Annotated in this window: 8 protein-coding genes; 6 read left to right on the top strand and 2 right to left on the bottom strand. The window is 54.3% G+C overall.

The window, feature by feature from the left end:
* Positions 1-286, bottom strand: a 286-nt coding sequence (locus JUJ53_RS24050; protein ID WP_204154595.1) for a DUF2442 domain-containing protein, incomplete at its 3' end; no start/stop codon positions are given.
* A gap of 427 nt (positions 287-713) precedes the next feature.
* Between JUJ53_RS24050 and JUJ53_RS24040 the strand changes: the two genes are divergently transcribed.
* The 6 genes from JUJ53_RS24040 (at position 714) to JUJ53_RS24015 (ending at position 5,478) form a co-directional block, all read left to right on the top strand.
* Positions 714-2,027 (top strand): tetratricopeptide repeat protein, encoded by a 1,314-nt coding sequence (locus JUJ53_RS24040; protein WP_204154593.1) that lies wholly within the window; start codon positions 714-716, stop codon positions 2,025-2,027.
* Entirely contained in the window at positions 1,984-2,934 is a 951-nt protein-coding gene (locus JUJ53_RS24035; RefSeq protein WP_343328027.1) for a CHAT domain-containing protein, read from the top strand. The genes JUJ53_RS24040 and JUJ53_RS24035 overlap by 44 nt, the downstream gene beginning before the upstream one ends.
* Before the next feature lie 29 nt (positions 2,935-2,963).
* On the top strand, positions 2,964-3,365 hold the full coding sequence (locus JUJ53_RS24030) for a hypothetical protein (protein ID WP_204154591.1): 402 nt from the start codon (positions 2,964-2,966) through the stop codon (positions 3,363-3,365).
* A 44-nt stretch (positions 3,366-3,409) separates the two neighbouring features.
* Positions 3,410-3,973: a Uma2 family endonuclease gene (locus JUJ53_RS24025; RefSeq protein ID WP_204154590.1), complete on the top strand. Its 564-nt coding sequence runs from the start codon at positions 3,410-3,412 to the stop codon at positions 3,971-3,973.
* Between the two features lie 2 nt (positions 3,974-3,975).
* The gene (locus JUJ53_RS24020; RefSeq protein ID WP_204154589.1) at positions 3,976-4,857 is read left to right on the top strand and encodes a hypothetical protein; all 882 of its coding nucleotides are present in this window, start codon (positions 3,976-3,978) and stop codon (positions 4,855-4,857) included.
* Between the two features lie 87 nt (positions 4,858-4,944).
* Positions 4,945-5,478, top strand: coding sequence for a phycobiliprotein lyase (locus JUJ53_RS24015; RefSeq protein WP_204154588.1), 534 nt, complete (start codon positions 4,945-4,947; stop codon positions 5,476-5,478).
* Positions 5,479-5,532: 54 nt separating this feature from the next.
* Here the strand turns inward: JUJ53_RS24015 and JUJ53_RS24010 are convergent, their stop codons facing one another.
* Entirely contained in the window at positions 5,533-6,264 is a 732-nt protein-coding gene (locus JUJ53_RS24010; protein ID WP_204154587.1) for a hypothetical protein, read from the bottom strand.
* Positions 6,265-6,366 lie beyond the last annotated feature (102 nt).

Here is a 6,366-nt window from a genome sequence, read left to right as displayed (position 1 = left end):
TCACGCTGAAATCGGCATCTAGGGTTGGCCAATGCAACCCATCTCCCATGGGGGTTACTTCCACTTGGGCTAAGGCGTCTGGCTCGGCTCCCGCTAAGCCTTGGGCGATCGCCGCTGGAAAGCTAAAAATCGCCCCACTTTGCAATTGAATGGTCACCAGACCTAAGGCTGAATCATAGGCCGCAGAAATGGCTCTGGGTTCGGTGCGATTGGCTTGACTGGCTGCCGATTGCGCCCGTTCAAACTGTTGCTGGAAAGCTGAATTGTCTACGCTGGGTTCAACCATAGAATTCCTCCCATTTTGCTAAGAGTTCTGCTTGGTGCTCCGTTACGATTGCGATCGCCTTTTTCGTATCTTTTTCGCTCATTCCCTGAACTAGCAAGAGACTAGGAATTATTCCCAGTCTACCAAGTTCAACCTTTGCCTGCCCACCTGCCTTAAATGCATGGACATGCGGTGAATCGTGGTCGTTAAAGTACATCCGAATCTCAAATCCATCTTGTCTTAAAAGTGTTGGCATTGCTGCGAATCACCCGATTAGAGATATGGCTATTATCCCTGACCCCGATCGCTCCACCCCAGAGTTTTCCTGAGAAGTCCGACTTTTCAAAACGTCGGATTTCTGAAATGTGCCAGGATGCAGAGAAAAGCCCCCGAAAAGGGATGAATAGAGAATGTAGAAGCAACCAGCAGCAACTTTGGGGAACCCAGGATGGATGAGCAGCGATCGCAGGCCTATGTGGCGTTGATTGAGCAACTGTTGAACTGTCCTCAAGGGCAAGAGGGTGAACTGTTGCAAGCCCATTCAGACCTGCTCGATGCGGGGCTACTGGAAGCCATGGAGCAAGTTGCGACATATTTGGAGAGTCAGGGAAGTGGCAAAGCCCAACGGCTGCATGACTTTGCAGCACAGTTGGCACCGTCATTGGGATTGGAGATAAGCTCTCAACAAGAGACAGAAGCCGTCCGCCAGTTTTTGCTAGAGACGTTGCTACTGATTGTGGATAAGCATTTTGATCCACAGCAGATCTATCCTCTATGGGGACAGCAGCAGACACAGTTCAATGCAGATCTACTAGCAGTCTTACCCACTGTCGCTGCTCAACTATTGGAGGGGGATACAGAGCAGCGTATCTCCATAGCGGCGGTTTTAGAAGAATTTGGCAATTTGATTAATCAGTTTCCCTTGGGAATACGCTGGCTCAATCTGGAGTTGGGCATCGCGGCCTATCAGCAGTTGTTGCAGGTGAGAACGCGGGAGACGATGCCTATCGATTGGGCAGAATCAATGAATAATCTAGCAAACGCTCACCGTAACCGCATCCAGGGTAACCGAGCGCAAAATATTGAGGAGGCGATCAATGCCTATGGGCAGTCGTTGCAGGTGAGAACGCGGGAGGCAATGCCCGTCGATTGGGCAATATCGATGATGAATCTGGCAAACGCTTACGCTGAACGTATCCGAGGCGATCGCGTAGAGAATATTGAGGAGGCGATCAATGCGTACCAGGAGTCGTTGCAGGTGATAACACGGGAGGCGATGCCTGTGGAATGGGCAACATCAATGAATAATCTGGCAGCCGCTTACTATTCCCGCATCCAAGGCGACCGAGCGCAAAATATTGAGGAGGCGATCAATGTCTATGGGCAGTCGTTGCAGGTGAGGACGCGAGAGTCGATGCCCATCAAGTGGGCAGCATCAATGAATAATCTGGCACTTGCTTATGCTGACCGCATCCGAGGCGACCGAGCCCAAAACATCGAAGATGCGATTGCGGCCCATGAGCAGTCGCTGCAGGTTATGACGCGAGAGGCAATGCCCGTTGATTGGGCAGGATCAATGATGAATTTGGCAAACGCTCACCGTAACCGCATCCAAGGCGACCGAGCGCAAAACATTGAGGAGGCGATCAATGCCTATGAGCAGTCGTTGCAGGTTATGACGCGGGAGTCGATGCCCATTGATTGGGCAGCATTGATGAATAATCAGCAAAGCCAACTTCTCAGCCTGGTGCGAAGAAATTGATCGCACCACTCGCCAACTCTGGAATCTTTTCATGGGGCAGCTTGTCCACCAACTTAAAAAAATGAGTTGCGATCAAGCCACCCTCATCCCCACTGGACTTCTCAGCTTCCTCCCGCTCCATGCCGTCTGGATAGAAGACCCCAGCACCCCCACGGGTCGCCGCTACGCCCTCGATGATATCCACTTCACCTACGCCCCCAACGCCAAATCCCTGAGCGCCGCCCAAGCCATTGACCAGCGCACCGGGGCAGATTCCATCTTGGCGATCGACAATCCCACTCAAGACCTGCCTAACTCCGAACGGGAGGTGAATGCGGCGATCGCCAGTTTCCCCAAAAACACCGTTCTTAGACACGGAGCAGCAACGGTGGAAGGGGTGCGATCGCAACTCTCGAAGATGGCGATCGCCCACTTCTCCTGCCACGGCACTGCCAACCTCAACGACCCGCTCAACAGCGGCCTGGTGATGAGTGATGGCCTCCTCACGCTGCGGGATATTTTTGCGCTGAACTTGGGCGATCAGGGCGGTCTTCGCCTCGCCATCCTCTCCGCCTGCGAAACCGGACTCTCCGGCATCGAAAATGCCGACGAAGCCATTAGTCTACCGACAGGGTTGCTCCAGGCTGGGGTTGCTGGCGTGGTCGCCTCCCTCTGGTCGGTCTCCGACCTCAGCACCATGATCTTACTGAGTCGCTTTTATACCCTCTGGCAGAATCAGACTATGTCACCCGCCATAGCCCTGCGTCATGCCCAGCAATGGTTGCGGGATGCCTCTCCCACCGATATTGTTGACCATTGCCGAACCTTCATACCAGACCTTGATAGTCACAAAGAATTGAAGCGATCGCTCAAGTATGACTATTCCCATCCCTACCACTGGTCAGCCTTCAGCTACACTGGCGTGTAACGATTTTTCCCCACCCATTTGAGTACCCTATGAGTGATATTGATAACCTAGTTGTTCTAGAAACAGCCCTTGCTATCCGTCCCCATCTCTCTGATCTACTAGAGCCTCAGACGGCTGCTCACGTTCAAGAGCTTCTAGATCAACTGCTTCAACAGATACAAACCCATGGCAGTGAAGATACGATCGCCGATCAAATCTGGGATTTATTAACAGACCACAAAGCTACCCAAGCCTGGAGCACCCAGTTTCAGCCCAGCCTAGCTCGTGAAAAAGGTGCCAAAGGCAGCACCAACCTGCCTGGAGATATATCGTCTGTTTCTTATCGTCAATTCAAATGTCCTCTGTGTGACCATACATGGTCGCGCGATCGCGTGGGGCGTCCGACCCCCCTCTGTCCCACCCACCAGATTCCTCTTGAACTAATCTCCTGACCAGAACGGTACAATAAGCCCATTCCTATTTCACCCCGACGGCAATGGTTCAAACCTCCGCCAAGCCTATCACCCTAGCTGAATTCCTGACGCTGCCGGAAACCAAACCCGCCAGCGAATTCATGGACGGGAAAATCATCCAGAAACCCATGCCTCAAGGAAAACACAGCACAATTCAAGGCGATCTTGTGCCAGCCATCAATAGCATTCTAAAACCCCAACATATTGCCCGTGCTTATCCTGAACTGCGCTGTACCTTCGGCGATCGCTCCATCGTCCCGGATGTCACGGTGTTTACCTGGGAACGGATTCCTCGCGATCCGAATGGCGACGTGTCGAATATCTTTGCCCTTGCCCCTGACTGGACGATCAAAATTCTCTCCCCTGATCAAGGCCAAACCAACGTGGTTCGCAACATCCTCCACTGTTTGTCCCACGGCACTCAAATGGGCTGGCTGATTGACCCTGACGAAAAACTGGTGTTTGTGTATGGGGGCGATCGCACCATTTCCGCCTTTGAAGAACCCGGCGATCGCCTCCCCGTTCCCACCTTTGCCGAGCCTGTACTTCTCACTGTCGGCCAGCTCTTTAGTTGGCTGGAGGAGTAACGGTGTCAGCAAAATTTTTAGATAGTCTAGGTGGAAAACTCGCCGAACAATGGGCAGCGACTCTGCTCACCCCCGCGTTTATCTTCTGGGCCGGAGGGGCGATCGCTCTCTTCCAACGCTTTGGCTGGCAAGCGCCGATAGATTGGTTTGGCCAACAGCCTGAGTTTTTGCAAATTGCCATTGTGATTGCGGCCCTCTGTTTGATTGCGGCCTCATCGGTGGTGGTGCAACGCTTTGATCTACCGGCATTGCGGGCCCTAGAAGGCTATTGGCATCCTTGGCTACGGCCCTTGCGGCACTGGTGTCTGGCCCGCCAGGCTGAGCGCAGTCAACGGGTAGGCGATCGCTGGCAGGAGCTAGCCCAATACAGTCCCGATCAACTGCCGGTGGAGCAACGGGAGGAATGGATTTTCCTCGACTGGCAGCAACACCATATGCCCCTGAGCAACCAGCTCATGCCAACCCGCTTGGGTAATATTCTGCGGGCGGCGGAGCAAAAATCTCTGGAAAAATATGGGCTAGACGCGGTCATTTGCTGGTCGCGGCTGTGGCTGATGTTGCCCGATGGCGTCAAGCAAGATTTACAAACCGCCCGCGCTGACCTCGATGCAGCGGCCCGGTTTTGGTTATGGAGTGTGCTGTTTATCGGCTGGGTGCTGGTGGGCGCTTGGTGGGCCCTGCCCCTGGGCATTCTGGCGGCATTGTTGACCTATTACTATTGGGCGATCGCGGCGGCGGTGACCTACAGCGACTTGATTGAAGCCACCTTTGATCTCTACCGTCATCTGCTCTACCAATCTCTGCGCTGGCGGCAACCGACTGACCCCACCGAAGAGCGGCGGGTGGGGCAGCAACTCACGGAATATCTATGGCGAGGATTTTAGGGGCAGCGTTTCAGGCAGACCAGGTGAGAGGGGTTGGCCCTAATCCCGTAAAATAGAAAAGGTCAAAATTTCAGCGATCGCCCCTCGATGGATATCACCGAATTTTTTCAACAAAGTGTTGGCAAATGGTTTTCCCAACGCACCAGCCACGATATTAATGGCAACCAATCGATTACTGGACAATCTGATCTGTGGGTGGAGGTCATCCCGGTCACTGATGGGGCAGTGGTGGATCTATGCCAGCAGCATGGCGTTGATGTAGCGACGGCGCTGATTGGCGTCCAGATTCGCTGGGAAGGCAAGCTGGATGGTCAAACCCAAAGCCACAACGGCTCTACCCTATGGGTGGCGATCGCCCCTGATGCCCAATCCCGCACCGGGCAACTGCTGCGCCACCATCATGATTCCATAGCGCTGGAAACCCTCAGCCACTATAGCCTAGGTGCCGATGACGCCCTGACGCTAACCACCGAAACCGCCGCCACCACCACCACCGAGCGGGTCTGGTTTGAAAGCCCGAGTCTGCGTTTTCGCACCAGTGTGATTAAGCAGCAGGATGGCACCCAGTTTGGCTCCTTCTGTTCCGAAATCCGCATGGGTGGCGCAAAGCCTAGTGCCTAACGGTCGGCTATCAATCGGTTACCGGCCATCGATGTACAGGTAGGTACCGCAGAGCTAGTCGTCGCTGTCGGGAATGAGTAGGGTCGATCGATCCAGCTCTTCTTCGGTTGAGATCAGGGAGGAGCGATCGCTGGTAGCCACAGCCTGAAGCCTTGTATAGAACGGCGTTGTGCCGGAGGTGGGCGTAAACTGCTGGATGGGATGGATCAGCTCTGTTGGGTGGGCTGGGGAGGATGGTTCGGGAACAGATGGAGGCGCGTAGCTTGGCTCTGGGCTGGTTGCTTCCGGACTGCTGTCTAGGATCGCTGGGGCAGCGCTGGTCATCGAGGTGGGCGTAGGGCCCTGGACTGGCTCTAGGTTGGCTGGTGCCGGTTGCTTATGGCGCTGAGCGGGCTGCGATCGCAGGCTTTGCAGTTTGGCCCGCAGAGTCAAGTCCTCGGACGTGGGGTCACTGGGGGGGCGATCGCTGTCTTCTGCTTCTGGATGCTCTGCTGCATTGAGGTTGCGCGGTACCGGACTGGCTACAATCCGAGCAAACTCGCTGGTGAAGTGATAAATAGGCGCATCACGGCGCTCCCAGAGCATCAAGATTTGTTGAACAGAAACGGCTTTATAGCGTCCTTGGTAGAGAGCTTCAATAATCGCTAACCGCACCCACACGAGTGAATAGCGACTCAACCATTCCGCCACGGCCCGCTCTGCGGATTGGGCCCCTAGGTCAAAGCTATAGCAGGTAATCAGGTCAATGATTTTCTGGGCTTCAGTTTTCTGTGCCAAGTCGGTCATAGTGAATGAAACACAAGGTACGGCTGTATCACCAACGGTCGGCTATCCAGATAGGTGCCACCATCCTAGACGGAAATGAGGGTGGAGGAGCAGCGATGATTC

Origin of the sequence: Leptolyngbya sp. CCY15150 (genome assembly GCF_016888135.1) — a bacterium.
Taxonomy (GTDB): Bacteria; Cyanobacteriota; Cyanobacteriia; order RECH01; family RECH01; genus RECH01.
This window is presented reverse-complemented; position numbering and strand designations above follow the sequence as displayed.